The sequence below is a fragment of the Nonomuraea sp. NPDC050383 genome (genome assembly GCF_044459125.1).
GTDB lineage: Bacteria > Actinomycetota > Actinomycetes > Streptosporangiales > Streptosporangiaceae > Nonomuraea.
In genome coordinates, this window is the sequence record NZ_JBITIP010000014.1 from 161,562 (window position 1) to 184,626 (window position 23,065).

General features: G+C 72.9%; 23 protein-coding genes. 15 read left to right on the forward strand and 8 right to left on the reverse strand.

From position 1 onward, the window contains the following. The first annotated feature begins 104 nt into the window (after nt 1-104). Nucleotides 105-818, forward strand: coding sequence for a hypothetical protein (locus ACIBG4_RS30515; RefSeq protein ID WP_397204747.1), 714 nt, complete (start codon nt 105-107; stop codon nt 816-818). A gap of 244 nt (nt 819-1,062) precedes the next feature. Further along, nucleotides 1,063-1,785 carry a VIT1/CCC1 transporter family protein gene (locus ACIBG4_RS30520; protein WP_310710113.1) on the forward strand — a complete coding sequence of 241 codons (723 nt, stop codon included), beginning with the start codon at nt 1,063-1,065 and terminating at the stop codon, nt 1,783-1,785. Nucleotides 1,786-1,800: 15 nt separating this feature from the next. Here the strand turns inward: ACIBG4_RS30520 and ACIBG4_RS30525 are convergent, their stop codons facing one another. Further along, nucleotides 1,801-2,277 carry a hypothetical protein gene (locus ACIBG4_RS30525; RefSeq protein ID WP_310710115.1) on the reverse strand — a complete coding sequence of 159 codons (477 nt, stop codon included), beginning with the start codon at nt 2,275-2,277 and terminating at the stop codon, nt 1,801-1,803. 249 nt (nt 2,278-2,526) lie between these two features. Between ACIBG4_RS30525 and ACIBG4_RS30530 the strand changes: the two genes are divergently transcribed. After that, nucleotides 2,527-3,516, forward strand: coding sequence for an LLM class flavin-dependent oxidoreductase (locus ACIBG4_RS30530; protein WP_397204748.1), 990 nt, complete (start codon nt 2,527-2,529; stop codon nt 3,514-3,516). Between the two features lie 71 nt (nt 3,517-3,587). On the opposite strand, the gene ACIBG4_RS30535 is transcribed toward ACIBG4_RS30530, so the two are convergent. The 6 genes from ACIBG4_RS30535 to ACIBG4_RS30560 form a co-directional block, all read right to left on the reverse strand. Continuing rightward, on the reverse strand, nt 3,588-3,941 hold the full coding sequence (locus tag ACIBG4_RS30535) for a spore germination protein GerW family protein (protein WP_397204749.1): 354 nt from the start codon (nt 3,939-3,941) through the stop codon (nt 3,588-3,590). A gap of 4 nt (nt 3,942-3,945) precedes the next feature. After that, nucleotides 3,946-6,060: an alpha-galactosidase gene (locus tag ACIBG4_RS30540; RefSeq protein ID WP_397204750.1), complete on the reverse strand. Its 2,115-nt coding sequence runs from the start codon at nt 6,058-6,060 to the stop codon at nt 3,946-3,948. Nucleotides 6,061-6,101: 41 nt separating this feature from the next. Next, complete coding sequence (gene pgi / locus ACIBG4_RS30545; RefSeq protein WP_310710123.1) at nt 6,102-7,733, reverse strand: glucose-6-phosphate isomerase; 1,632 nt, start codon at nt 7,731-7,733, stop codon at nt 6,102-6,104. A 154-nt stretch (nt 7,734-7,887) separates the two neighbouring features. Next, nucleotides 7,888-9,594, reverse strand: a complete 1,707-nt coding sequence (locus ACIBG4_RS30550; RefSeq protein WP_397204751.1) for an IlvD/Edd family dehydratase — start codon at nt 9,592-9,594, stop codon at nt 7,888-7,890. A gap of 48 nt (nt 9,595-9,642) precedes the next feature. Next, the gene (locus ACIBG4_RS30555; RefSeq protein ID WP_310710126.1) at nt 9,643-10,059 is read right to left on the reverse strand and encodes an ATP-binding protein; all 417 of its coding nucleotides are present in this window, start codon (nt 10,057-10,059) and stop codon (nt 9,643-9,645) included. 135 nt (nt 10,060-10,194) lie between these two features. Beyond that, nucleotides 10,195-10,584, reverse strand: a complete 390-nt coding sequence (locus ACIBG4_RS30560; RefSeq protein ID WP_397204752.1) for an ATP-binding protein — start codon at nt 10,582-10,584, stop codon at nt 10,195-10,197. A 130-nt stretch (nt 10,585-10,714) separates the two neighbouring features. On the opposite strand from ACIBG4_RS30560, the gene ACIBG4_RS30565 reads away from it, so the two are divergent. The 11 genes from ACIBG4_RS30565 (at nt 10,715) to ACIBG4_RS30615 (ending at nt 21,519) form a co-directional block, all read left to right on the forward strand. Further along, nucleotides 10,715-13,018, forward strand: a complete 2,304-nt coding sequence (locus tag ACIBG4_RS30565; RefSeq protein ID WP_397204753.1) for a phosphoketolase — start codon at nt 10,715-10,717, stop codon at nt 13,016-13,018. Beyond that, nucleotides 12,994-14,169 (forward strand): acetate/propionate family kinase, encoded by a 1,176-nt coding sequence (locus ACIBG4_RS30570; RefSeq protein WP_397204754.1) that lies wholly within the window; start codon nt 12,994-12,996, stop codon nt 14,167-14,169. The genes ACIBG4_RS30565 and ACIBG4_RS30570 overlap by 25 nt, the downstream gene beginning before the upstream one ends. A gap of 88 nt (nt 14,170-14,257) precedes the next feature. Further along, a complete protein-coding gene (locus ACIBG4_RS30575) occupies nt 14,258-14,740 on the forward strand; it encodes a cation:proton antiporter regulatory subunit (RefSeq protein ID WP_310710133.1) in 483 nt (160 codons plus the stop codon). Nucleotides 14,741-14,748: 8 nt separating this feature from the next. Next, complete coding sequence (locus ACIBG4_RS30580) at nt 14,749-15,924, forward strand: cation:proton antiporter (protein WP_310710134.1); 1,176 nt, start codon at nt 14,749-14,751, stop codon at nt 15,922-15,924. A 48-nt stretch (nt 15,925-15,972) separates the two neighbouring features. Next, nucleotides 15,973-16,587, forward strand: a complete 615-nt coding sequence (locus ACIBG4_RS30585; protein WP_397204755.1) for a pentapeptide repeat-containing protein — start codon at nt 15,973-15,975, stop codon at nt 16,585-16,587. Nucleotides 16,588-16,691: 104 nt separating this feature from the next. Further along, a complete protein-coding gene (locus ACIBG4_RS30590) occupies nt 16,692-18,104 on the forward strand; it encodes a dihydrolipoyl dehydrogenase family protein (RefSeq protein ID WP_397204756.1) in 1,413 nt (470 codons plus the stop codon). Between the two features lie 85 nt (nt 18,105-18,189). Continuing rightward, nucleotides 18,190-18,492: a hypothetical protein gene (locus tag ACIBG4_RS30595; protein WP_310710137.1), complete on the forward strand. Its 303-nt coding sequence runs from the start codon at nt 18,190-18,192 to the stop codon at nt 18,490-18,492. A 199-nt stretch (nt 18,493-18,691) separates the two neighbouring features. Beyond that, nucleotides 18,692-19,135, forward strand: coding sequence for a CBS domain-containing protein (locus tag ACIBG4_RS30600; RefSeq protein ID WP_397204757.1), 444 nt, complete (start codon nt 18,692-18,694; stop codon nt 19,133-19,135). A 2-nt stretch (nt 19,136-19,137) separates the two neighbouring features. Next, nucleotides 19,138-20,421, forward strand: a complete 1,284-nt coding sequence (locus tag ACIBG4_RS30605) for an ArsB/NhaD family transporter (RefSeq protein ID WP_397204809.1) — start codon at nt 19,138-19,140, stop codon at nt 20,419-20,421. A gap of 34 nt (nt 20,422-20,455) precedes the next feature. Beyond that, nucleotides 20,456-21,115, forward strand: coding sequence for a potassium channel family protein (locus tag ACIBG4_RS30610; protein ID WP_397204758.1), 660 nt, complete (start codon nt 20,456-20,458; stop codon nt 21,113-21,115). Between the two features lie 116 nt (nt 21,116-21,231). Then, the gene (locus ACIBG4_RS30615) at nt 21,232-21,519 is read left to right on the forward strand and encodes a Fe-S cluster assembly protein HesB (protein WP_310710149.1); all 288 of its coding nucleotides are present in this window, start codon (nt 21,232-21,234) and stop codon (nt 21,517-21,519) included. 96 nt (nt 21,520-21,615) lie between these two features. Here the strand turns inward: ACIBG4_RS30615 and ACIBG4_RS30620 are convergent, their stop codons facing one another. Beyond that, nucleotides 21,616-22,611, reverse strand: a complete 996-nt coding sequence (locus ACIBG4_RS30620; protein WP_397204759.1) for an acetylxylan esterase — start codon at nt 22,609-22,611, stop codon at nt 21,616-21,618. Between the two features lie 101 nt (nt 22,612-22,712). On the opposite strand from ACIBG4_RS30620, the gene ACIBG4_RS30625 reads away from it, so the two are divergent. Further along, complete coding sequence (locus tag ACIBG4_RS30625; protein WP_310710153.1) at nt 22,713-22,991, forward strand: hypothetical protein; 279 nt, start codon at nt 22,713-22,715, stop codon at nt 22,989-22,991. The last annotated feature ends 74 nt before the right edge of the window (nt 22,992-23,065 follow it).

The window sequence follows — 23,065 nt, forward strand, 5'->3', positions numbered from 1 at the left end:
GCCTCGGGGTTCCGGGTGCGTACGACGGGAACATGCCATCACTGGCGCTCACGCGATCTGCGGCGCAGACTGGAAAGACGGCGATCCGTCGAGTTGGAGCACCCGTGGACAATCACCTTGATCTCATGCCGGTCCTGTCCCGAGGGAGACATCGCAACCCGAAGCGCGGTGCCTGCTTCATGGAGCTGGCGTCCTATCTCGCCGGCGAGCGGTGGAGCGACCACCCGGCCTGCACGCACCCGCTGCTGGCCGCGCTCGCCCGCCTGGTCAACGACAACACGAGCGACGACAAGCGGGGTGAGCTCATCGGGCTCGTCCCGTCCATCATCGGCCTGGCCAGCGACGACCTGCGGGTCGACGCCCGGATCGCGATCAGGTGCGCGACGACGGCGCTGCCGGTGGCCGCCGCCGAACGGCAACTGGCGCTGGCGGTGTCCGTGCTGGCGGCCGAGGAGATGCTGTGCCGCCTCGACGGGGTCCCGTCGGGCCGGATGGGCGAGCGCAGCGAATGGGCGATGGCCCAGGTGCCGCGCGCGGCCGAGCAGGCGAGGAACTTCAGCCGGGCGGCGCGCATCACGGAGAAGGGCTTCCGCCGCTACGCCGCGCCCAACGCGGTGCAGCTTTCGGTGGTGGGGATCGTGCAGGCGTGCATCCCCGACCCGGACGCGCTGCTGCGGGAGCTGCTGACGGGGGCGATCGCCGACTGCTCGGCGCTCATCCACGGCGTCGCCCTGCCCGCGCCCCGGCACGCCGCCGGACCGGGCACGGGACGAGCTGCCGCGGACCGGGCACGGCCGTTCCTGCGCACCGGCCCCTGAGGTCCGGAGGCCGAATCCGCGAAGGCGGGCGCACGAGCACAGGGATCGCTGCGCCCCCCTTCACGGTCACTCCCGTGAGCACGTCCACGGACGCGCCCTTACCCCGGACCAGGCCCGATCAGGCGTTCGAGTCGCCTCCCGCTCTCCCGGTAACGCCGCAGGTCAGGCAAGCCTCGCCTTCGTTGCGACTCCTCCGAAACTATGCCTAAATTTCAGGGAGATATAGGCATTTGGAGGCTTTTTCATGACCGTGGAGCTCGCGCAGCCGTACTCCCCCGAACAGCACCACACCCACCGTGACGTGACCGGCGGGTGGCTGCGGCCGGCCGTGTTCGGCGCCATGGACGGACTCGTCTCCAACTTCGCGTTGATCGCCGGTGTGGTCGGCGCCGCGGGCGCGGGCCGCGGGGCGGTGCTGGCCGGGTTCGCCGGGCTGGTGGCGGGCGCGTGCTCGATGGCCGCCGGCGAGTACACGTCCGTGAAGTCGCAGACCGAGCTGATGCGCGCCGAGATCGCCGTGGAGCGCCGCGAGCTGGCCCGCAACCCGGAGGGCGAGCAGGCCGAGCTGGCCGCCCTCTACCGGGCGCGCGGGCTGGACCCCGAGCTGGCACGCAAGGTCGCGGCGGGGCTGTCGGCCGACCCGGAGCAGGCGCTGCGCGTCCACGTGCGCGAGGAGCTGGGCGTGGACCCCGACGACCTGCCCTCGCCGCGGCTGGCCGCCGCGTCGTCGTTCGGGGCGTTCGCCGTGGGGGCGCTGGTGCCGCTGGCGCCGTTCCTGTTCGGGGCGTCGGGGCTGACGGTGGCGGTGGTGCTGAGCGTGCTGGCGCTGTTCGGGTTCGGCGCGGCGGTGGCGCGCATGACGGCCCGGCCGTGGTGGCTGGGCGGCCTGCGCCAGCTCGCCCTGGGCGTCGGCGCCGCGGCCGTGACCTTCGGCCTGGGCCACCTGCTGGGGGTCACGGTCGCTTAGCGGCGCCCTCGCCGGTCAGCCGCAGTTGGCGAAGCGTCCGCGCTTGGCCGAGGCGATCCCGTAGTCCCTGCGGGTGTCGGTGGTGTAGCCCTCGAAGTCGACGCACTGCTTCTTGCCGTACCCGATGGCGGCCGCGAAGTACTTGTACTTCTTCGCGGTCAGGGTGCCGGGGTCGCGGTAGGCGCCGCCGCCCTGGAGCTTGAGGATGGCCTGGGTGTAGGTGGGGGTGCCGGCGTAGGCCGTCTTGATCACCGTGACGCAGTTGGTCAGGTGGCTGTGGTTCCACATCAGGTAGACGTAGCCCCAGACGGAGTTGCCGTTCTTCAGCGTCCGCTTGTTGTCCGAGACGTGGGTCCAGCCGCCGTACCCGGACTGCTTGGCGCAGGCCGCCTCCGGGGTGTAGCCCGCGGCCAGGGCGGGGGCGGGGTTGATGACGATCGTCCCGGCACCCAGCAGTGCAGCCAGACCGAGAGCCTTCATCGTCTTGCGCATCCGTTCAAACCCTTTCGAGACCGGCCGTGACAGCGGCCGTTACAGCGAGTCGGCATGATCGCCGGCCCGCCGGCCATGCTGCCACAAAGGGACCCGTGAGGGCATGGGACTTCCGCAGCCCGCCGCCGGCCGCGGCCGTACGCGACCTCCGCGAAATAAGCACGCGCCCGCCGTGGTTGCACAGCGTGCGAGGAACCGGACCGCCGGCCCGCATACCACTGGTCGCCCGCGACGAAAGGCTTGACCCCCATGGCTCTTCCACTCTCGATCCTCGATCTCGCCTACATCGGCGACGGGGAGACGGCGCGCGACAGCCTGAACGCCAGTGTGGACCTGGCCCGGCACGCCGAGGAGTGGGGCTATCGGCGGATCTGGTACGCGGAGCACCACAACATGCCCTCCATCGCGTCCTCGGCGACCAGCGTCCTCATCGCCCACGTGGCCGCGCACACCCGGACGATCCGCCTCGGAGCGGGCGGTGTCATGCTGCCCAACCACGCCCCGCTGACCATCGCCGAGCAGTACGGGACCCTGGAGACCCTGCATCCCGGGCGCATCGATCTCGGCCTCGGCCGGGCGCCCGGCAGCGACCAGCAGACCATGCGGGCCCTGCGCCGCACCCCGATGTCCGCCGACGCCTTCCCGGAGGACGTCCTGGAGCTCCAGGGCTACCTGACGGGCCAGTCCCGCATCCCGGGCGTGGACGCGACGCCCGGGAAGGGCACCGACGTGCCGCTGTACATCCTCGGCTCCTCGCTGTTCGGGGCCACGCTCGCCGCCGCGCTGGGCCTCCCGTACGCCTTCGCCTCCCACTTCGCGCCCACCGCGCTGGAGGAGGCCGTCGCCGTCTACCGGCGCGAGTTCAAGCCGTCCGCGCAGCTGGCGCAGCCGTACGTCATCGCCGGCGTCAACGTCATCGCGGCCGACACCACCGAGGAGGCGCAGGAGCAGTTCCTGGCGGCCAAGCGCATGAGGGTCAGCCGGTTCCTCACCCCCGGCCGCACCCTGACGCCGGAGGAGGCCGACAGCATCCTCCTGTCCCCCGCCGGCCGGCAGATCGCGCAGATGACCACGTACTCGGCCGTCGGGAACCCCGCGGAGGTGGAGGAGTACCTCGCCGGCTTCGCCCGGCTCGCCCAGGCGGACGAGCTGATCGTCGTCTCCGCGGCGCCCGACCGGAAGGCGTGGCTCCGCTCCCTGGAGCTCCTGGCGGACGTCCACGGCCTGCTCCCCGCCTGAGATTCACCGCTCCTCCCGCACGCCCTCCGCGACGGGCGCCCTCCGCGACGGGCGCGGGGAGCGGTGCGCGTCTAGCGGCGGCGGCGCTTCCTGAGGATGGAGCGGAGGGTGAGCAGGAGAACGACGACGACGATCTGGCCGCCGAGCACGATGCGGTTGACGTCCACCGCGGGCTGCCAGCGCACGTCCCCGTCCTTGATTACGAAGGCGCCCGCGGGCGTGGCGGCGTAGCCGTAGCCGCCGCCGCTGCCCTCCTCCCCGTCCTTCCCTTCCCCTCCCCGGCGGCTGCCGCTGCCGCCACCGCCTCCCCCGAAGACGCGGACGACCGGGACCACGGTGACGTCGCCCTGGCGCAGGGGCTCACCGAAGACCCGCTTCACGTTCGCCGCGTCGCGGGACTTCTCGATCAGCTGCATGATGTCCATCTCGTCATGATCTGCCCTCTACGCGCCGCAGCACCAGCATCTCGCTGCGATAGTCGGTCCCAGACAGTGACCAGGACGGCACGACCAGGCCGTGGTGCATGAGCGCGGCCCCGTGCCGGCGCACCCCCGCCTCGTCCTCGTAGAGCGCCTCGGGGTCGAGCCCGGCCAGGCGCAGCCGCCGGGGCGGCCGCTCGTCCAGCGTGTACGGGTTGTAGGCGAACACCACCACCCGCTCCCCCAGCGTGTACTGCACGGCCGACGCGGTGGTGCCCGGCGACCCCGTCAGCCGGTGCAGCTCGCCGTGCTGCACGACGGGGCGCACGGCCTTGTAGGCGGCGACGAGCTCCCGCGCCTCGGCCAGCTCCTGCTCGCTCCACCTGGCCAGGTCGCCGCCGATGCCGAGCGTGCCGGCCATGGCGACGTGGAAGCGGTAGCGCAGCGGCACCTCCCGCCCGGTGATCGGGTTGGGGCTGTCGGTGACCCAGCACGACATGGCGCTCGCCGGGTACAGGTAGGAGAAGCCCTCCTGGATGGTCTGGCGGTGGCGGGCGTCGGTGTTGTCGGAGGTCCACACCTGGTCGGTGCGCCGCAGGATGCCGAAGTCGGCCCGGCCGCCGCCGCCCGAGCACGACTCGATCCGCAGGCCGGGGTGGCGGGCGCGCAGCTCGTCCATGACGGCGTAGACGCCGCGGGTGTGCTCGATCCACAGCAGGTCGCCGCCCTCGGCCCAGCCGGCCTGGCTGAAGCTGCGGTTCATGTCCCACTTGAGGTAGGCCAGGCCGTACTCGGCGACGAGCCCGTCCAGCCAGCCGAGCGCCCAGGCGCGCACGTCGTCGCGGGCGAAGTTGAGGACGAGCTGGTGGCGCATGGTGTCGCGGCGGCGGCCCGGGTAGTGCAGCGTCCAGCCGGGGTGCTCGCGGTAGAGGTCGCTGTCGGGGTTGACCATCTCGGGCTCCACCCAGAGCCCGGCCTGCATGCCCAGCTCGCGCACCCCGTCGAACAGCTTGCCCAGGCCCTGCGGGAAGCGGTCCGGGTTCGGCCACCAGTCGCCGAGGCCGCGCGTGTCGTCGGTGCGCGTGCCGAACCAGCCGTCGTCCACGACGAACAACTCGACGCCCAGCTCGGCGGCCCGGCGGGCGAGGGCGAGCTGGCCGTCCTCGCTGACGTCGAAGCCGGTGGCCTCCCACGAGTTGTACAGGACGGGCCGCTCCTCGGCAGGAGTGGGCAGGACGTGCCCGCGCGCGTAGGCGTGCCAGGCGCGGCTGGCGGCGCCGTACCCGCCGGTGGTGTGCAGGCCGAGCACGGACGGCGTGCGCAGGGAGCCGCCCGGCGCGAGCGGCCAGGTGAGGCCCTCGTGGCCGAACCCGGCGGTGACGGCGAGGTCGCCCTCGGGGCGGCGCTGCGCGGTGAGCCGCCACGAGCCGCTCCACGCCAGCGCGACGCTCCACACCTCGCCGCCCGTCTCGGACGCGTCACCGATCATGATCCACGGGTTGGCCTTGTGCGAGGTCGTGCCGGTCCTGCTGGTGAACGTGGTCTCGCCGGGCGGCAGCTCGCCCCGGTGGAGCTGGGTCTCGCGGGCCCAGCCGCCGGCCACACCCGCATAGCCGAACCCGGCCTGCTCGGGCACCGCCCACGCCCCGGAGTCGAGCCGCTGGAGGTGGACGGGCTCGCCGGAGTCGTTGGCCACCTCGGTCCAGCGCTCGATCACGTCGGTGTCGTCGTGGACGCGCACGCGCAGGCCGACGCACAGCCCGTAGACCTGGTCGCGCAGCACCAGCTCCAGCTCGTCCGGGCCGTGCTGGACGGCCCGGTCGAAGGCCAGCTCGACGGAGCGGACGCCACCCGGGTAGACCGCCTGCAGCGACGGCACGCCCCAGCGGCGCCCCCCGTCGACGGGCAGCAGCTCGGCGGCGTCGGCGGGGTCGAGGAAGCCGGTGGCGATCCACGCCGGGACCTCGTCGGCGACCTCTCCCAACGCGGCGCCGGGCAGCCTCGGCCCCCAGTAGTGCTGGACGACGCGGGTGTCGTCGCCGCTCTCGACGCCGAAGACGTAGGCGGTGGCGGGGGTGAGGGCGGCCCAGGTGTGGTCGCGCCCGGGAACCGGGATGACAGGCATGAAAAGGATCCTCCGGTCACCCGGCCCGCCCCGTCAATCCGTCAGGCGCGGCGGCCCCTCAGCTCGCGGTAGCGGCGGACGAGCTGCGCGGTGGACGGGTCGGGCAGGCCGGTGGGCGGCTCCTCCCCGGTGAGGGCGGGCGCGAGGTCGAGCGCCATCTTCTTGCCCAGCTCGACGCCCCACTGGTCGAAGGAGTCGACCCCCCAGACGGTGCCCTCGACGAACACGATGTGCTCGTACAGGGCGACGAGCTGCCCCAGCGTGGACGGGGTGAGCTTCGGCGCGAGGATGGTGGAGGTGGGCCGGTTGCCGGGCATCACCTTGTGCGGCACGATCCCGGCCGCGGTGCCCTCGCCGGCGATCTCCTCGGCGGTCTTGCCGAACGCCAGCGCGGAGGTCTGCGCGAACAGGTTGGCCGAGAGCAGGTCGTGCATGCCCTCGCGGTCCTCGAACGGCTCGGCGAACCCGATGAAGTCGGCCGGGACGAGCCGCGTGCCCTGGTGGAGGAGCTGGTAGAAGGCGTGCTGGCCGTTGGTGCCCGGCTCGCCCCAGAAGATCTCGCCGGTGTCGGTGGAGACCGGCTCGCCGTCGGCGCGCACGGACTTGCCGTTGGACTCCATGGTGAGCTGCTGGAGGTAGGCGGGGAAGCGGTGCAGGCGCTGGCTGTACGGCAGGACGGCGCGGGTCTCGGCGCCGAAGAAGTCGGTGTACCACACCCCGAGCAGGCCGAGCAGGACCGGCATGTTGGCGTGGAACGGCGCGGTGCGGAAGTGCTCGTCGATCGTGTGGAAGCCGGCCAGCATCTCGCGGAAGCGCTCCGGCCCGATGGCGACCATCAGGGACAGGCCGATGGCGCCGTCGTAGGAGTAGCGGCCGCCGACCCAGTCCCAGAAGCCGAACATGTTGTCGGTGTCGATGCCGAACTCGGCGACCTTCGCGGCGTTGGTGGAGACCGCCACGAAGTGCTTGGCCACGGCCTCCTCGCCGAGCGCGCCGACCAGCCACTGGCGGGCGACCTTGGCGTTGGTGAGCGTCTCCAGCGTGGTGAACGTCTTGGAGCTGACCACGAACAGGGTGGTGGCCGGGTCGAGGCCGGCGAGGTTGCCGGTGATGTCGGCCGGGTCGATGTTGGAGACGAAGCGGGCCTCGATGCCGGCGTCGGCGTAGTCGCGCAGCGCCTCGTAGGCCATGGCGGGGCCGAGGTCGGAGCCGCCGATGCCGATGTTGACGACGGTGGTGATGGGCTGCCCGGTCGCGCCGCGCCACTCCTGGGAGCGGACCCGCTCGGCGAAGCCGCTCATCTTGTCGAGCACGGCGTGGACGTCGCCGACCACGTCCTGCCCGTCGACGGTCAGCTCGGCGCCGGCGGGCATGCGCAGCGCCACGTGGAGGACGGCGCGGTCCTCGCTGACGTTGATGTGCTCGCCGGAGAACATGGCGTCGATCCGCTCGCGCAGCCCGGCCCGCTCGGCCAGCGCCACGAGCAGGTCGAGGGTCTCGCCGGTGGCGCGCTGCTTGGCGTAGTCGAGGAACAGGTCGCCGGCGGTCAGCGTCATCCGCTCCGCGCGCCCCGGGTCCTCCGCGAACAGCTCGCGCAGGTGCCTGCCGGCCAGCTCCTCGTGGTGCTTGCCCAGCGCCGCCCACTCCTGGCTGTGGGTGATGTCGCCGCTCACGTGTCCTCCTGCGTCGTTAAGGGTGCCGTCAATCCGATCACACGGTTCACATGCTTCCGTAACCCCGTACCCAGGCGAGCCGATTCCGCGCACGGCGCAGCCCACTCTTTGCCGCGGCCGGAACCGGCGCCGCGGGGAGGCGGGGGCGGGGGGGTCAGTGGGAGTCGCGGCCCACCCGGTCTCCGCTCGACCCGGCGAGGAAGTCGAGGTCCACGCCCTGGTGGGCCTGGGTGACGTGGTCGACGTAGAGGCGCTCCCAGCCGCGTACGGGCCGGGCGTGGCCGGTCATGACGGGGTCGCGGGCGGCCAGCTCGCCGTCGGGCAGGTCCACGTCGAGCCGCCTGGCCGCCACGTCGAGCACGACGGGGTCGCCGGTGCGGACCCGGGCCAGCGGCCCGCCGGCGGCGGCCTCGGGCGAGGCGTGCAGGACGACAGTGCCGTAGGCGGTGCCGCTCATGCGGGCGTCGCTGATCCGCACCATGTCGCGCACGCCCTTGGCGAGCAGCTTGGCGGGCAGCGGCAGGTTGCCGACCTCGGGCATGCCGGGGTAGCCCTTGGGGCCGCAGCCGCGCAGCACGAGGACGGAGGTCTCGTCCACGTCGAGGTCGGGCGAGTCGAGCCGGGCGCGCAGGTCCTCGACGCTGTCGAAGACGACGGCCCGGCCGCGGTGGCGCAGCAGCTCGGGCGAGGCGGCGGCGGGCTTGATGACGGCCCCGTCGGGGGCCAGGTTGCCGCGCAGCACGGCGATGCCCGCGTCGGCCAGCAGCGGGTCGGCGCGGCGCCGGATGACGGTCTCGTCCCAGATCTCGGCCTCGGCGAGGTACGCGGTGAGCGGCCGGCCGGTGACGGTGATCGCGGCCGGGTCGAGCAGGTCCTCGACCTCCCGGAGCAGGGCGAGCAGCCCGCCGGCGCGGTACAGGTCGTCCATGAGGTGGCGCCCGGCCGGCTGGAGGTCGGCCAGCAGGGGGACGCCGGCGCCGGTGCGGTCGAAGTCGTCGAGGTCGAGCGGCACGCCGAGGCGGCCGGCGATGGCCAGCAGGTGGATCACCGCGTTGGTGGAGCCGCCGATGGCGGCCAGGGTGACGATCGCGTTGAGGAACGAGCCGCGGGTCATCACCTGGCTGGGGCGGCGCTCCTGCCGGACGAGCTCGACGGCCAGCTCCCCCGCGGCGTGCGAGAGCTCCAGCAGCCGGCTGTCGGGAGCCGGGGTGCCGGCGGTGCCGGGCAGGGTCATCCCGAGAGCCTCGGCCATGCAGGCCATCGTGGAGGCGGTGCCCATGGTATTGCAGTGGCCGCGGCTGCGGATCATGGACGACTCGGAGCGCAGGAACGCCTCGCGCGACAGCGTGCCGGCGCGCACCTCCTCGCTGAGCCGCCACACGTCGGTCCCGCAGCCGAGGGGTACGCCGCGGAAGTGGCCGGTCAGCATGGGGCCGCCGGGCACGACGAGGGCGGGCAGGTCGACCGAGGCGGCGGCCATGAGCAGCGACGGGATCGTCTTGTCGCACCCGCCGAGCAGGACCACGCCGTCGATCGGGTTGGCGCGCAGCATCTCCTCGGTGGCCATGGCGGCCAGGTTGCGCCACAGCATCGCGGTGGGGCGGACGTTGGTCTCGCCGAGGGAGACGACGGGCAGGTCGAGCGGGACGCCGCCGGCGGCCCACACGCCCTGCTGCACGCTCGCGGCCACCTCGTCGAGGTGGGAGTTGCAGGGGGTGAGGTCGGAGGCGGTGTTGGCGATCGCGATGTGCGGCCGGTCGCCGCCGAAGGCGGAGGAGGGCAGGCCGCGGCGCATCCAGGCCCGGTGGATGTAGGAGTTCCGGTCGTCACCCGAGTACCACTGCGCGCTGCGGAGCCCCATGGCCGCAGCCTATCGCCCGGCTCTGTCGGGCGCCCCTGTCAGGCGGCCCTATCCGGTGGTCTTCATCACCATGTGGACGGTCGTCCCAGCGGGGCCGGTGGCGAAGGCGGCGCCGTCGGTCAGGCGGCGGATCAGCCAGATGCCGCGCCCGCCCACCTGGGAGGGGGCGGGCAGGCCGGTGTCCTCCAGGTACGACGCCGGGATGCCGGGACCGAAGTCGCGGATCTCGCACAGCAGCCGTTCGCCGTCGTGCCACAGGCGCAGCCTGCCGCGCCCGCCGGCGTGGGTGACGACGTTGACCAGGCACTCGTTGACCGCCATGACGAAGTCGACGAGGCGGGTGGAGATGAGCCCGTTCTCACCCGCGACCCGTTGTGTCTCGGCGCGCGTGCCGGTCAGGGTGTCCTGCTCGAAGAACGTGTCGAGCAGCGGAGGCGGGTCCGCCTCACCGCGTTCGGAGTTCACGGGGTCGCCTGCCTGAGGTGGTCGGCCTGCCGGTGGTCGGCCGGTCCGAGGTGGATGGCCGGTCCGGGGTGGATGGCCGGTCCGGGGTGGATGGCCGGTCGGAGGGTGGTGGCGTGCGTGGACGGGCGCGTGCCGTCAGGACGCGTCGTGCCGCCGGTCGCCCAGCGACATCGCGATGCGCACGGCGGTGCCGTCCGGGCCGGTCGTGATGGTGACGTCATCGGCCAGACGCCGCATGAGCCAGATGCCCCAGCCGCCCGCCGAGGTCATGGGCGGCGGATCCACCTTGTCCAGTGTCCGCTCCGCTATCCCGGCTCCGTAGTCGCGGATCTCGCACACCATGTCGTCGCCGTCTCTCCACAGCCGCAGCACCCCCCTTCCCTCGCCGTAGGCGATCGCGTTGACGACCGCCTCGTTGGTGGCCAGCACGAGGTCCACGGCGCGCTCCTCCGCCAGGCCGTGTGCCTGCGCGAAGCGCTCCACCGCGCCGCGTGCCCCCGCTACGTCCGCCTCGGTGAATGCCATGGCGAACGCCTGTGTTCTCGATGACCGGATGTCCATGACGCCTCACTCAGCCGGTTGACTCGTCTCCTGCCACAGGAGAGCCGTTCTAATCAAGGCGGTTGAGCCGTCCGTATGAAGGAACCATCATGGGATGGACGATATCGACGCGTACTGGCGGGCGGCGAACTATCTGTCCGTCGGGCAGATCTATTTGCTGGACAACCCCCTCCTGACGGAGCCGCTCCGGGCCGAGCACGTGAAGCCGCGCCTGCTGGGCCACTGGGGTACCACGCCCGGACTCAACTTCTGCTTCGCCCATCTCAACAGGATCATCAGGCTCCGCGACCAGGACATGATCTATGTCGCGGGGCCCGGCCACGGCGGGCCGGCGGCGGTGGCGCACGCCTGGCTGGAGGGCTCCTACACGGAGCGCTACCCCGACATCGGCCAGGACGTGGAGGGCATGCGGCGGCTGTTCCGCCAGTTCTCCTTCCCCGGCGGGATCCCCAGCCACGTGGCGCCGGAGACGCCCGGCTCCATCCACGAGGGCGGCGAGCTGGGCTACAGCCTGGCGCACGCCTACGGTGCGGCCTTCGACAACCCGGACCTGGTGGTGGCCTGCGTCATCGGCGACGGGGAGGCGGAGACGGGGCCGCTCGCGGCGAGCTGGCACTCCAACAAGCTGCTCGACCGGCGCAAGGACGGTACGGTCCTGCCGATCCTGCACCTCAACGGCTACAAGATCGCCAATCCGACGGTCCTGGCCCGCATCCCCGAGCAGGAGCTGCTCGAGCTCATGCGCGGCTACGGCTACCGGCCGCACGTGGTGGGCCCGGACCACCAGGAGATGGCCGGCACCCTGGACACGGTGTTCGACGAGATCGCCGCGTACCGGGCGGGCGACGCGGAGCGGATGCCCATGATCGTGCTGCGCACCCCCAAGGGGTGGACCGGCCCGCGCGAGGTGGACGGCCTGCCGGTGGAGGGCACGTGGCGCGCGCACCAGGTGCCGCTGGCCGGCGTGCGGGACAACGCCGAGCATCTGGCCATGCTGGAGACCTGGATGCGCTCCTACCGGCCCGAGGAGCTGTTCACGCCGGAGGGCCGGCCGGTGCCCGAGGTCACCGGGACCGTGCCCGGCGGGCCGCGCCGGATGAGCGCGAACCCGCACACCAACGGCGGCGAGCTGCTGGCGCCGCTGCGGCTGCCGGACTTCCGCGAGCACGCCGTCGAGGTCAAGTCGCCGGCCGCCTCGATCAACGAGCCGACCCGCGTCTTCGGCGGGCTGCTGCGCGACATCATCGCGGCCAACCCGACGACGTTCCGGCTGATGGGGCCGGACGAGACCGCCTCCAACCGGCTGTCGAACGTCTTCGAGGTCACCGACCGGGCCTGGAACGCCGAGCTGAAGCCCACCGACGAGAACCTGGCGCCCGGCGGGCGGGTCATGGAGATCCTTTCGGAGCACCTGTGCCAGGGCTGGCTGGAGGGCTACCTGCTGACCGGCCGGCACGGGCTGTTCAACTGCTACGAGGCGTTCATCCACATCATCGACGCCATGTTCAACCAGCACGCCAAGTGGCTGGAGTCGTCCAAGAAGATCCCGTGGCGGCGGCCCGTGGCCTCGCTGACGTACCTGCTGTCGTCACACGTGTGGCGGCAGGACCACAACGGCTTCAGCCACCAGGACCCGGGCTTCCTCGACGTGGTGGTCAACAAGAAGCCGGCGGTGGTGCGGGTCTACCTGCCCCCGGACGCGAACACGCTGCTGTCGGTCGGCGACCACTGCCTGCGCTCGCGCGACTACGTCAACGTCATCGTGGCCGGCAAGCAGCCGGTCCTGGACCTGTTCACGATCGACGAGGCGATCGCGCACTGCACCCGCGGCCTCGGCATCCTGCCGTGGGCGAGCACCGACGAGGGCGCCGAGCCGGACGTGGTGCTGGCCTGCGCGGGCGACGTGCCCACCCTGGAGACGCTGGCCGCCGCGGCGATGCTGCGCGAGCACCTGCCGCAGCTGAAGGTGCGCGTGATCAACGTCGTGGATCTCATGCGCCTGCAGCCGCGCAGCGAGCACCCGCACGGCATGCCGGACGCCGAGTACGACGCGCTGTTCACCCCGGACAAGCCGGTGATCTTCAACTTCCACGGGTACCCGCAGCTCATCCACCGGCTGACCTACCGCCGCAGCGGTCACAACCACCTGCACGTGCGCGGCTACAAGGAGGAGGGCACCACCACGACGCCGTTCGACATGGCGATGCTCAACGACATCGACCGCTTCCACCTCGTCATGGACGTCATCGACCGGGTGCCGGGCCTCGGCACCACGCAGGCGCACCTGCGCCAGCGCATGTCGGACGCCCGGCTGCAGGCCCGCGCGTACACGCGGATGCACGGCGAGGACGCTCCCGAGATCAGCGGGTGGACATGGCCGCACGCATTCTCGTCCTGAACACCGGCTCCTCCTCCATCAAGTACGAGCTCATCGACGTGGAGTCCCGCGAGCGGGCGGCGCGCGGCCTGGTCGAGCGGATCGGCGAGGAGGAGGGGCGGCTCACCCACCACGCGGGCGGCGCGGAGAGCCGGCCGTACGAGTGCGAGCGGCCCTTCCCCGGGCACGCCGAGGGGCTGGCGGCGGTGCTGGAGGCGTTCGACAAGGCCGGGCCGGAGCTCGACCCGGTCGCGGTCGGGCACCGGGTCGTGCACGGCGGGACCCGCTTTCGCGAGGCGGTGCTCGTCGACGACGAGGTGATCGCGGCCGTCGAGGAGCTGGCGCCGCTCGCCCCGCTGCACAACCCGGTGAACCTGGCCGGCGTGCGCGTGGCGCGCGAGGCCTTCCCGGGGGTGCCGCAGGTCGCCGTGTTCGACACCGCCTTCCACCAGACGCTGCCGCCGGAGGCGTACACGTACGCGGTGCCGCGGGAGTGGGAGGTGCGGCGGTTCGGCTTCCACGGGACCTCGTGCGCGTACGTGTCGGGGCGGGCCGCGGAGCTGCTGGGCCGTTCCCCGGAGGAGACGAACCTGATCGTGCTGCACCTCGGCAACGGCGCGAGCGCCACCGCGATCGAGGGCGGCCGCAGCGTGGACACCTCCATGGGGCTGACGCCGCTGGAGGGCCTGGTCATGGGCACCCGCTCCGGCGACGTGGACCCGGCGCTGCTCGGCTACCTCAAGCGGGCGCGGGGCCTGGACGTGGAGCCGGCCGAGGAGGCGCTGAGCCGTGCGGGCGGGCTGCTCGCCCTGGCCGGGTCGGGCGACATGCGGGAGGTGCGGCGGCGCGCCGCCGGCGGCGACGCCCGCGCCCGGCTGGCCTTGGACGTCTACACGCGGCGGATCCGCAAGTACGTCGGCGCCTACTGCGCGGTGCTCGGCCGGGTGGACGCCGTCGTGTTCACCGGCGGCGTCGGCGAGCACGACGCGGCCACGCGGGCCGAGGCGCTGGCCGGGCTGGACCGGTTCGGCCTGGCCGTGGACGCGGAGCGGAACGCGGCGGACGCCTCCGGGGAGCGGCCCGTGTCTCCGGAGGGGGCGCGGACGGCGGTGCTGGTCGTGCCGACGGACGAGGAGTGGGAGATCGCCCGCCAGACGCTCGCCCTCATCTGACCCCGCCTCCTGATCCGCACAACAGGCCCATATGCCGCCAAATGGTACGGTTTGCGGGTCATCAGCGGATCGGGCGAGCGGGGAGACGGTGGAGGTCGAGCAGACTGCGCTGCCGGGCATCGGGCTACGGCACGAGTTCACGACGCAGAGCGGCAGACGGGTGGCGGTGATCTCCCACCGGACCGGGCGCCGTGACCTGGTCATCTACGACAAGGGCGACCCCGACCGCGCCTGCGAGACGGTCAAGCTGAACGACGAGGAGGCCGAGGCGCTCGTCGAGCTGCTCGGCGCGCCCCGCATCGTGCAGCGGCTCAACCAGCTCCACCAGCAGGTCGAGGGCCTGGTCAGCCTCCAGCTGCCCATCCCGCCCGGCTCGCCGTACACCGGGCGGCCCATGGGCGACGCGCGCGTGCGGACCCGCACCAACGCCTCCATCGTCGCGGTGGTGCGCGGGCCCCAGGTCTTCACCAGCCCCGGACCGGACTTCGTCTTCGCCGAGAACGACATCGTCGTCGTCGTGGGCGGCGCGGACAGCACCGCCGAGGTGGCCGACATCCTGGCGCACGGGTAGGGCCCTGGGTGCACGACACTGCAATACTGCTGGTCGAAGTCGGTGCGGTCATTCTGGGCCTCGGCGTGCTCGGCGCCCTCGCCCTACGGGCCGGAATCTCCCCGATCCCCCTCTATCTGATCGCCGGGCTGGCCTTCGGCACCGGCGGCGTGCTGCCCCTGGCCACGAGCGAGGAGTTCATCTCCGCCGGAGCCGAGCTGGGCGTCGTCCTGCTGCTGCTCACGCTCGGCCTGGAGTACAACGCCGGCGAGCTGGTCACCAGCCTCAAGAGCAACGCCCGGGCCGGGCTCGTCGACCTCGTCGCCAACGCCGCTCCCGGCGCGATCTGCGCGCTGCTGCTCGGCTGGGGGCCGGTGGCGGCGGTCGCGATGGCCGGCGTCACCTACGCCACCTCCTCCGGCATCACCGCCAAGGTCCTGTCCGACCTGGGGTGGATCGGTAACCGGGAGACGCCGACGGTGCTGTCGCTGCTGGTGTTCGAGGACCTGACGATGGCCCTCTACCTGCCGGTGCTGACGGCCCTGCTGGCCGGGCTGAGCCTGGTGAGCGGCGCCGTCACCGTGGCCGTCGCGCTGGCCACGGTCAGCGTGGTGCTGCTGGTCGCGCTGCGCTACGGCCGCTTCATCGAGGCGTTCGTCTCCAGCCCCAACTCCGAGGTGCTGCTGCTCAAGGTCGTCGGGCTCGCGCTGCTCGTGGCCGGGCTGGCCCAGCAGCTCCAGGTGTCGGCGGCCGTCGGCGCGTTCCTCGTGGGCATCGCCCTGTCCGGGCAGCTCGCCCACGACGCGCGGGCGCTGCTGGAGCCGCTGCGCGACCTGTTCGCCGCGGTGTTCTTCGTCTTCTTCGGCCTCCAGACCGACCCGGCGAAGATCCTGCCCGTGGCGGGCCTGGCGGCGCTGCTGGCCGTGATCAGCATGGCCACCAAGCTGCTGACAGGCATGTACGCGGCCCGCCGGGCCGGCATCGCCCGCGCCGGCCAGGCCCGCGCCGGCATCGCGCTCATCCCCCGGGGCGAGTTCAACATCGTGATCGCCGGGCTCGCCGTGGCGGCCGGAGTCCACCCCGACCTCGGCCCGCTGGCCGCGGCGTACGTGCTGATCCTGGCGGCCTTCGGGCCGCTGGCGGCCAAGCTCGTGCAGCCGCTGATCGACTCCCTGACCCGCCGGGCCGCCGGCGAGACGGGCTGACACACCTCACCGCGACAACTGTCGGGGGCGGTCGCTAGCCTGCCGGCCATGGCCGAACGCGCGGACGGGCACCGCCCCCCTCCCACCGACACGACGATCGACTCCGCCGACTGGGACGGGCGCGAGCTGCACCGCGAGGTCCACCGGCGGGTCCTGTTCTCCGGCGTGGACATGACCGAGGCGACCGACCGCGGATCGGTGTTCGAGGAGTGCGTCTTCCGCGACGTCCGCTTCAACGTGTCGCTGCACGAGGACGCCCTGTTCGCGGGCTGCGCGTTCGTCCGCTGCTCCTTCTTCGACGCCACGTTCCGGGGCTGCAAGCTGACCGGCGGCAGGTTCGACGGCTGCTCGTACGGGCTGCTCAAGGTCGAGGGCGGGGACTGGTCCTTCGCCGGGCTGCCCGGCGCCGACCTGCGGGGCAGCGCCTTCCAGGACGTACGGCTGCGGGAGGCCGACCTGACCGGCGCCCGGCTGGAGGGCGCCTCGCTGCTGCGCTGCGACCTGTCGGGGGCCTGGCTGCGGGGCGCCGACCTGACCCGCTGCGACCTGCGCGGCAGCGACCTCGGCGGCCTCGACCCGCTCACGGTCGAGCTCGACAAGGCGATCATCGACACCCACCAGGCGACGGTGGTCGCCGCCGCGCTCGGCCTCGACGTGCGCTGACGGCCCCACCGGCCCTGTGGACCGGGCGCCGCCCCGGCTTCGCCCCGGAGCGGCACCTTCTGAAAGGCTGGTGCCGGTACGCCGGTGAGATGTGGGAGGCAGACGTGAGCGACGAGTTCGACGTGATCGTGATCGGCGGCGGTCCCGCCGGGGAGAACGTGGCGGCGCGGGCCGTGCGGGGCGGGCTCACCGCCGCTGTCGTGGAGAACCGCCTGCTGGGCGGCGAATGCTCCTACTGGGCGTGCATCCCCAGCAAGGCGCTGCTGCGTCCCGTGGAGCTGGCGGCCGAGGTGGCCCGCGTGCCCGGCCTGACGCTCGGCCCCATCGACGCCGGCAAGGTGCTGGCCCGGCGCGACGAGGCGGTGGCGCACTACGACGACTCCGGCCAGGTGGACTGGCTGAACGGGGTGCCGGCCACGATGGTGCGCGGCACGGGCCGGCTCGACGGCCCGCGCCGGGTCCGCGTCACCGAGCCCGGCGGCTCCGAGCGCACGCTGACCGCGCGGCACGCGGTGGTGCTCGCCACGGGCAGCACCCCGGCCGTGCCGCCGGTGCCCGGTCTGCGCGAGGCCGCCCCCTGGACCAGCCACGAGGTGACCGCGGCCGCCTCCGTGCCCGAGCGGCTGGCCGTCATCGGGGGCGGCGTGGTCGCCTGCGAGATGGCGCAGGCCATGCACGGCCTCGGCGCGCGGCAGACGACGGTCCTCGTGCGCGGCGACCGGCTGCTGCCCCGGATGGAGCCGTTCGCCGGCGAGCTGCTGGCGGCCTCGTTCGCCGACGCGGGGATCGACGTGCGCTTCCACACCGACGCCGTCGCGGTGGAGCGGCCCGAGCCGGGCGGCAAGGTCACCGTCCGCCTGCCCGACGGGCCGCCGGTGGAGGCCGACGAGCTGCTCGTGGCGACCGGCCGGAAGCCCGCCACGTCCGAGGTCGGCCTGGAGACCGTCGGGCTGACACCGGGCCGCTACGTCGAGGTCGACGACAGCATGCGCGCCACCGGCGCCGACGGCGGCTGGCTGTACGCGGTCGGCGACGTCAACGGGCGGGCCCTGCTCACCCACATGGGCAAGTACCAGGCGCGGGTGTGCGGCGACGTCATCGCGGCGCGGGCCAAGGGCGAGCCCGACGACCTGCCGGCGCTGCGCGACACGGCCGACGGTCAGGGCGCGCCGCAGGTGGTCTTCACCGACCCGCAGCTCTGCTCGGTGGGCCGCACCGAGCAGGCCGCGCGGGAGGCGGGGTTCCGGGTCCGGGCCGTGGAGTACGACATGGGCGCGGTGTCGGGCGCCTACCTGCTCGGCGACGGCTACCGGGGGCGCGCCAAGGCCGTCGTGGACGAGGACCGGCGGGTGCTGCTCGGGGTGACGTTCGCCGGTCCGGGGGCGGCCGAGCTGCTGCACGGCGCGACGATCGCGGTCACGGGTGAGGTGCCGCTGGAGCGGCTGTGGCACGCCGTCCCGTCGTTCCCGACGGTCAGTGAGATCTGGCTGCGCCTGCTGGAGACGTACGGCCTCTGACCGGGGCGCCGGGGCAGGTGCGGGCGGCTGTGCGCGTGCCGGGGACACCAGGCATGGACCGGTCCGGCGCGGGAAGATGATCGTCGTGAGCTTCGCACCCCTCGACGCCACCGTCCTGGAGAGCCGGGTACGCCACCGGCTCTCGGAGGCGGGGTTCACCGTGGAGCGTCCCGAGGCCGACGGCGACGGCGGCCTCCGCGTCTGGCACGATCCGGGCCGTGGCGTGGTCGTCTCGTGGGAGCCGGACGCCGCGCCCGGCGAGGAGCACGCGGCCCGCTACCGCCTGATCCGGGGCGCGGTACGGCTCGCGTTACGCACGCTGCTCGCCGACGACGGCTGCCACGTGCGCGAGGACGGAAGCCAGATGGTCGTCACCTTCCGCCCCTGATCGTCCGCTCCGAGGTGGGAAGCCGGTGCTGACCGGCTGCGCGCCGCTCGGCGGAGCGGCCGGCGGCCGGCTCGTGGCGCCGGACCGGGCCGTGGACGGGGCCGCCGGGCGGAGGACCCGCCGGAGGCGGTAGGTTGATCCACGGTGTGCCGGGAAGGCTGGTCGGCGGTCCTGTCGTCGTGCCCCGGGAGTGCCGTTCATGCGTGCCAGCGATCTCGTCGCCGACTTCCCCACCGTGGGTCTCGACACCCCGGTGGCCGACGCCGCCCGCCTGCTGGCCGAGCAGGACCTGCCGGGTCTGATCGTGGTGGACGAGCGCGGGCTGCCGGCCGGCATCCTGCCGGGTACCCAGGTGCTGCGCCTGGCCGTGCCGGGCTACTGCCTGGAGGATCCCGCGCTGGCGCGCGTCGTCGACGAGGCGCACGCCGACATGTTCATGCGCTCCATCGCGGGGCGTACGGTGCGCGAGGCGCTGCCGCCCCGGCCACGCGAGCTGCCCGTGGCCGATCCCGACGCCACGGTGCTGGAGCTGGCCGCGCTCATGGCGCGCACGCACAGCCCGCTCGTGGCCGTGGTGGACGGGAGCGGGCTGCGCGGGGCCGTGACGCTCCAGGCGCTGGTGGACCGGCTGGTCGAGCAGTGACGCTGACGGCCTGGCTGGCGGTCGCCGTCTTCCTCGGCGCGTACACGCTGATCGCCACGGAGAAGGTGCACCGGGTCGCCGCGGCGCTGGGCGGCGCCGGGATCATGCTGGTGATCCACGCCACCGCCGCCGGGCCCGCGTTCTTCTCCGAGAGCACCGGGATCGACTGGAACGTCGTGTTCCTGCTCCTCGGCATGATGATCATCGTGGGGGTGCTGAAGCGCACCGGCGTCTTCGAGTACCTGGCGATCTGGGCGGCCAAGCGCGCCCGCGGGCGGCCGTACCGGCTCATGGTGCTGCTCGTGGTGATCACCGCGTCGGCGTCGGCGCTGCTCGACAACGTCACGACCGTGCTGCTCGTGGCGCCCGTGACGTTCCTGGTGTGCGAGCGGCTGGCGCTGCCGGTCGCGCCGTTCCTCATCGCCGAGGCCATGGCCTCCAACATCGGCGGCACGGCCACGCTCGTCGGCGACCCGCCGAACATCATCATCGCCAGCCGGGCCGGTCTCACCTTCAACGACTTCCTCGTCCACCTGGCGCCGCTGGTCGTGGTGCTGGTGGCGGCCTTTGCGCTGCTGTGCCGGGTGCTGTTCCGCCGGGCGTTCCGCTACGACCCGGCGCGGGCGGCGGAGATCATGGCGCTGAACGAGCGGGAGGCCATCGCCGACCGGCGCCTGCTGTGGCAGAGCCTCGTCGTGCTGGGGCTGGTCATGGCGGCGTTCGTGCTGCACCCGGTGCTGCACTACGAGCCGTCGATCGTGGCCCTGCTCGGCGCCGGGGTGCTGGTCGCCCTCACCGAGGTCACCACCGAGGAGGCCCTGGCCGAGGTCGAGTGGCCGACGCTGGTGTTCTTCGCCGGGCTGTTCGTGATGGTGGGCGCGCTCGTCCACACCGGCGTCATCGGCGAGGTCGCGCGAGCCGCCGCCGGAGCGGCCGAGGGACGGCCGGCGGCCACCACCATGGCGCTGCTGTGGGGATCGGCCGGGCTGTCGGCGATCGTGGACAACATCCCGTACGTCGCCACCATGAGCCCCATCGTGGAGCAGCTCGTGCAGGCGAGCGGCGACCATCAGGGGCAGGTGCTGTGGTGGGCGCTGGCGCTCGGCGCCGACCTCGGCGGCAACGCCACGGCCGTCGGCGCGGCGGCCAACGTCGTGGTGATCGGCATCGCCGCCCGCAACGGCACGCCGATCAGCTTCTGGGGCTTCACCCGGTACGGTCTGGTCGTCATGGTCGTCACGGTCGCGCTGGCGACGCCGTACCTGTGGCTGCGCTACCTTCTCTGACCCCCCACCTCCCACACTGAGGAGCTACTCCCCCGTGGCTGACAAGAAGCTCGACCCGGTCGTGGTCATCGGGCTCGGCCGGTTCGGCACGTCGCTGGCGCTGGAGCTGGCGCGGCACGGCACCGAGGTGCTCGCCATCGACCGGCGGCCCAAGGTCGTGCAGGCCCTCGCCGGGCAGATCACGCAGATCGCCGCGGCCGACGCCACCGACATGGAGGCGCTGCGGCAGCTCGGCGTGCCCGACTTCTACCGGGCGGTCGTCGCCATCGGCGGCGACCTGGAGGCCAGCATCCTGACCGCCTCGCTGCTCGTGGAGCTGGAGATCGACGACATCTGGGCCAAGGCCGTCAGCAAGCAGCACGGCCGCATCCTCAGCCGCATCGGCGCCCACCACGTCGTCCTGCCCGAGCACGACATGGGCGAGCGCGTCGCGCACCTGGTGAGCGGCCGCATGCTCGACTACATGCAGGTGGACGAGGGCTTCGCGCTGGCCAAGACCCTGCCGCCGAAGGAGTACGTGGGCGTGCCCCTGGGCCGCTCCTCCCTGCGCCGCAAGTACGGCATCACGATCGTCGCGGTCAAGAGCCCCGGCGAGGAGTTCACGTACGCCACGGCGGAGACGGAGCTGACGTACAACGACGTGATCATCGTCTCGGGCCGGACGGAGGCCGTGGAGCGTTTCGCCGAGCTGTGAGCCGCCATCGCCCTGTGCCCGATATATCCGTAAAAATCATGTAGGAGAAGGGTTGGGTGGGGGACGAGCGGGCATGGCAGGCAATTCCTGCACGTCAATCACGAGGAGGAGCCCTAGTGCTCACCCTGACAGAAAACGCAGCCCAGGCCATCCGCGACCTCACGGCCTCCGCGCCGGAGCCCTCGCAGAGCGGCGTCCGCATCGCGTCGCAGGGGCAGGACACGGGTACGCTCACCCTTTCGCTGGCCCACCAGCCCGAGCCCACGGACGCGGTCGTCGAGACCGAGGGGGCCCGCGTCTACCTCGACCCGGTGGCCGCCACCGTCCTCGACGACAAGGCCCTGGACGCGGGGGCCGACGACAAGGGAGCCGTCTCGTTCCTCGTCACCGACCAGCCGACCTGACATCCCACGCGGCGGCCCCGGCCTGACGGGGGACCCGCGGGCCGCCCCCGGCCCGGCACGGCGTGTCGTGCCGGGCCGGTGGCGTGCCCGCGCTGCTCAGACGGCGCCGGACAGGAGCTTGTGCGCGTACCGGAGCTGCTCCTCGCGCTGGAAGCCCTGGCCGCCCTCGTGCCCGTTCCACGGCCAGACCGTGATCTCCTTCGGGCCCTGCCAGTGGTTGTAGGCGGCGAAGACCGTGGACGGCGGGCAGACGTCGTCCATGAGCGCCACCGAGTACAGCGCCGGGGCCTGCCCGCGGGCCGCGAAGTGCAGGCCGTCGAAGTAGGCCAGCGTGCGGAAGACCTGCGCCTCGTCGCCGCGGCGGCTGGCGAGGAAGCGCACGATCTCCTGGTACGGGTCGCGGTCGGTGATCTCGACGGCCCGGCGGAAGTGGGTCAGGAACGGCACGTCGATGAGCGCCCCCGCGACCGACGGGTACAGGGCGGCCGTGGCCTGCGCGATGCCGCCGCCCTGGCTGCCACCCGAGACGATGATCCGGCTCTCGTCCACCGCCGGGTGCCCGGCCGCGGCGTCCACGGCGCGCACCGCGTCGGTGAAGACCCGCCGGTAGTAGTACTCCTCCGGGTCGAGGATGCCCTTGGTCATCATGCCGGGCGCGTGCGGATGCGTGCCGCCGTGGGGATCGCCGGTGGCACCCGGGTGTCCCGTGCTGGCGCCGCCGTGGCCGCGGGTCTCCATGACGAACACGGCGTACCCCGCCGCGGGCCACATCAGGTGGTCGTGCGGGAAGCCGCGCCCGCCGGAGTAGCCGATGTAGTGCATCACGCAGGGCAGGGGCCCCTCCGCGTCCCGCGGGGTGAGGAACCAGCCGCTGATCCGGTGGCCGCCCCAGCCCGCGAACGACACGTCGTACACGTCCACCGAGGCGAGCGGCAGGTCGTACGGCGTGAACTCGGGGGCGAGGTCGAAGCGCCGGGCCTCCTCCAGTGTGCGCGTCCAGAAGTCCGCGAAGTCGGCGGGCTCGTCGCGCTCGGGGCGATAGGAGCGGAGCTGGTCAAGCGGCAGGTCGAACAGGGCCACGAAGATCTCCAACCTGTGGAACCCGGGGAACGGTTGAGGACATTTCACCGCATGGGAGCAGGTAAGCGCTATCCCGGGGTGCCGCAAGCCCGTCCCGGGGTAGAGGCGGACGAATGAACGATCACCTGGTGAAGATCGCGCACCCCCGTCTCCAGCCCGGCCTCGCCATGGAGGCCCCGGCCGACCCGAGCGACTTCCTGCTGCTGTTCACGGACGAGACCGAGTCGCGGGCCCGGCTCGTCCGCGACGACACGGGGCGGCCGGTGCTGCGGGTCGGGGCGCGGATGCGGCTGGACGGGACGGTCGTGGACGAGCAGGTCTGGACGGTGCGGGAGCTGGTGCGCCGGCCGGGCCTGACGCTCATCCGGCTGGGCGAGGCCCTGACCGCCTGACGCTCATCCGGCCGGCCGAGGCCGTGACCGCCTGACGCTGGCCGGGCGAGGCCCTGACCGCCCGACCGGTCCCT